Origin of the sequence: methanotrophic endosymbiont of Bathymodiolus puteoserpentis (Logatchev) (assembly GCF_900128525.1) — a bacterium.
Taxonomy (GTDB): Bacteria; Pseudomonadota; Gammaproteobacteria; order Methylococcales; family Methylomonadaceae; genus Methyloprofundus.
Genome location: NZ_FQTQ01000112.1, coordinates 1 through 3463 on the forward strand (window position 1 = coordinate 1; position 3463 = coordinate 3463).

The following is a 3463-nucleotide window of genomic DNA, read 5'->3' on the forward strand; positions in this document are numbered from 1 at the left end:
GTGCCTCTCTACTCTAGGGTCTTCAATGGATGAAAAAGATTCTACTAAACTTAATGACATAATACTGGGCTATAGAAATTGACTAGTATCGCTTATTTTTCAGATTATTTATATGCGGTTGCCCTGCCCCCTAGCATGCGCTAGATACTTTTTATACCTAACTAGTCTTCGAAAGTAGTGATTAAGTGATATTCTGCATAATAAATTGGCAAGTAAAGCTAAAAAACCTGCCAAAAAAGGCTAAGTAGTGCCGTAATATCTATTTGTCAATATATTTCAGTTGCTTACAAAATTAAATTCGAAAGCTGGGTTAAAAGCACATTATGGATTAGAATAGTCAGTCCTGTGTTTTAGGTATAAACATCCCTCTCAAAAGAAATAAACCTAAACATACAAGAAAGCACTTCCATTATTTTGCACCTCTTATTTTTTCTTATGCAATTAAGAATACAAGACTACCTGCATAGCGCGGTATCGGTGTAACTTCATTTATTATGTTTTTCACGCTCTCAGTAGGCGATGGAGAGGCGTGAGCTAAGCTTATTTTATTAAGCTTGTTAGGTAAAGTTAATGATTAAACAAAGAACATTAAAAAATACAATTAGAGCAACAGGCGTTGGTTTACACACGGGTGATAAAATTTACCTAACCTTACACCCTGCAGGCGTTAATGAAGGCATAAAATTTCGGCGGGTAGACCTAGCTGAACCAGTGACAATTGATGCTGTGCCGCATAATGTTGGCGATACCACGTTATCGACAACGCTAGTGCAAGAAGGCGTAAAAATATCGACTATTGAGCATTTGTTGTCCGCTATGGCTGGGCTTGGTATTGATAATGCATTGGTTGATGTGACTGCAGCTGAAGTACCGATCATGGATGGTAGCGCGGGTCCTTTTGTATTTTTAATTCAATCTGCTGGTGTGCAGGAGCAAGATGCACCTAAGCAATATATTAAAATTAAACGTGAAGTCAAAGTATTTGATGGTGATAAATGGGCCGCTTTTTTGCCTATGGATGGCTTTAAAGTAACCTTTACTATCGATTTTGAGCACCCTGCCATTGCTGATAATGTTAAGACTGCAACGATGGACTTTTCGTCCACGACTTTTGTTAGAGAAGTCAGTCGCGCGCGTACTTTTGGCTTTATGAAAGATATAGAGTTTTTAAGGGAAAATAACTTAGCTTTAGGCGGTAGCTTAGATAATGCTATTGTTATTGATGATGACAAAATCATTAATGAAGGTGGTTTACGTTATGCTGATGAGTTTGTTAAGCATAAAATGCTAGATGCTATTGGTGATTTATACTTATTAGGGCATAGTTTGATTGGCGAGTATCAAGGTTATAAATCAGGTCATGGGCTGAATAATCAGTTACTAAGAGCACTGATTGCCGATCCTGATGCTTGGGAAATGGTTACTTTCGAAAATAATGATGATGCCCCGATTCCTTTTATGCGTTCCGCTGAAAGCCGAGCGGGCGAATAAGTTATAGTGCTATTTATTTTGTTTTAATAAGGTATTACTTAAACTTAATAAAGCATTTTTTAGTCTTCCTTCCGAAAGTGTATCCGCATTATTTCGGAGGGATTCTATATTCTCCTCAGAAGGAATGATCTTTCGCGATTTCTTTTCTGCTGTAAATGGGGTTGGTGCCAGCACCCTAACTCTAACCTTCTTAATATTTTCTTTGCTTTGAGTATTAACGGCTAATTGTATTTGTGCGCTGCAAAAGCGTAGCTGTGATGCCCAAGCTGCCGAACTCATATAAATCATTAAACTCCCTTCATTGACTACGCAGTCTTTTATATGAGGCTTTAGCTGGGCAGGACTTGCCAATAAAATAATACGCAAGATTCGTTGGTGCTTTGCTATACGCAACTGAAGTGCAGTAGGCATTCTGGAGAAAGATGAGGCATTTTTAAAGCTCATAGTGATGCCTTGAGTAGTAAGACTTAATAAGGCTCAGATAGAGAGCTGCCGACAAGCCAGAAGCACCAAAAATCATAGCCATTACCATAATTTGATAGCGTGCAGCAATGAAGGGTGAAATGCCCGATAAGATTTGCCCAGTCATCATGCCAGGCAAGGAAACCAAACCAACAGCCAGTAAAGAGTTAATCACTGGAATCATTGCAGCTTGAAAAGCAATATTACGTGCAGGGATATAGGTTTTATTTTGTAACTCCGAATGGAAGCGTTCTGCAGCTAGACTAACACTATTCATTGAGCCAGCGAAAATCATCCCAGCAATAGGAATCATATAATGAGGAGCGTACCAAGGGGTCAATGATAGTACGCCCTGGGTAATTAAAGTCAAGGTCAGTCCGCTCGCTAAAAAGATAGCAAAGAAAGCGTGTTTATATAATGTAGTGCGGTGTTCCTTTATCGAGCCCAAGGCAATCCAGCTGGATGCAATACACATAATGCATAAGATTAGTAAAATCAGCCAGCTATCTTGTGACTCAAAGATAAAGGCCAAAGCATAACCGACCAATAATAATTGGCTGAGCATGCGCGTTAATGCATACACTGCGTTTGTGATAGGTAGCGACCAACGTGTAAAAATGAGTAACACTAAAAGCGCGGGCGTTAACGATAGAGTGAGACTCGTTAAACTGATGGTTGCGATGCTATTATTCATAAAGGCTAAGTAATAGGGAAAGGCTTATGCATAAAGGCTAGTACAGACTTAAATTTGTGCTATAAAATCAGCATAAGTGTGTTTTCTAATCGCTTAATAATCTCATTATTGGATCACTTATTCCGAGGAGGGGGCTGTACTAGCATTCTTATACCTTATTATTGTAGTTGCTTCGGTTTAAGTTTTTGTAAATCATCACGTAGGGTAAGATCTACGCCAACACTAATAATAAAGCTAGTTGCTTCTTCTATATTCATTTCAGATTTAATGATTTTAGATTCGTGCACAATCACAGTAAAACCAGATGTTGGGTTAGGCGAGGTTGGTATAAATAGCACATACATGTCGTCTTTTTTATTAGTGACATAAGCGGGAACCCATACATCTTCTTTTGGGTACTCAGTAAATACAACTTCACGTGCACTTTTGTGTTCATGCCCCGAAAACATATTAACTACTTTTTTAGTGACTCGGTAAATCGTGTTTAATAAAGGAATACGGTTAACAATATTATCAATTAAGCGAATAATCCATGAACCACCAGCCATGCTTAAACGGTAGCCGACATAAGCAAATAAATAAAAGCTTAAGGCAAAAATAGTAATAGTAATTAAATAATTATCCCAATAACCATAAACGATATGAAAAGCACCTGAAATCAGCTCTTTCATAAATAATACGATTTGAAGAATAACCTGAATTCGTATAATAAGTGCATAACCTCTGAAAGTAACGGATAGCAATACACTGGTTGAATTGAGACAAGACATAGGTGTAAAGTAAACAGCTACCAAACAATTTACAGAGGCTAAAAAA

The 3463-nt window shown here is 37.9% G+C and carries 4 protein-coding genes; 1 reads left to right on the forward strand and 3 read right to left on the reverse strand.

The window, feature by feature from the left end:
* Positions 1–570: 570 nt before the first annotated feature.
* On the forward strand, positions 571–1491 hold the full coding sequence (gene lpxC / locus BQ7314_RS09580) for a UDP-3-O-acyl-N-acetylglucosamine deacetylase (RefSeq protein WP_174483486.1): 921 nt from the start codon (positions 571–573) through the stop codon (positions 1489–1491).
* A 9-nt stretch (positions 1492–1500) separates the two neighbouring features.
* Here the strand turns inward: lpxC and BQ7314_RS09585 are convergent, their stop codons facing one another.
* From BQ7314_RS09585 to BQ7314_RS09595, 3 genes are all read right to left on the reverse strand, one after another.
* On the reverse strand, positions 1501–1935 hold the full coding sequence (locus BQ7314_RS09585; protein ID WP_174483487.1) for a DciA family protein: 435 nt from the start codon (positions 1933–1935) through the stop codon (positions 1501–1503).
* Complete coding sequence (locus BQ7314_RS09590) at positions 1925–2647, reverse strand: ABC transporter permease (RefSeq protein ID WP_174483488.1); 723 nt, start codon at positions 2645–2647, stop codon at positions 1925–1927. The genes BQ7314_RS09585 and BQ7314_RS09590 overlap by 11 nt, the downstream gene beginning before the upstream one ends.
* A 158-nt stretch (positions 2648–2805) precedes the next feature.
* Positions 2806–3417, reverse strand: a complete 612-nt coding sequence (locus BQ7314_RS09595) for a DUF502 domain-containing protein (protein WP_174483489.1) — start codon at positions 3415–3417, stop codon at positions 2806–2808.
* Positions 3418–3463 lie beyond the last annotated feature (46 nt).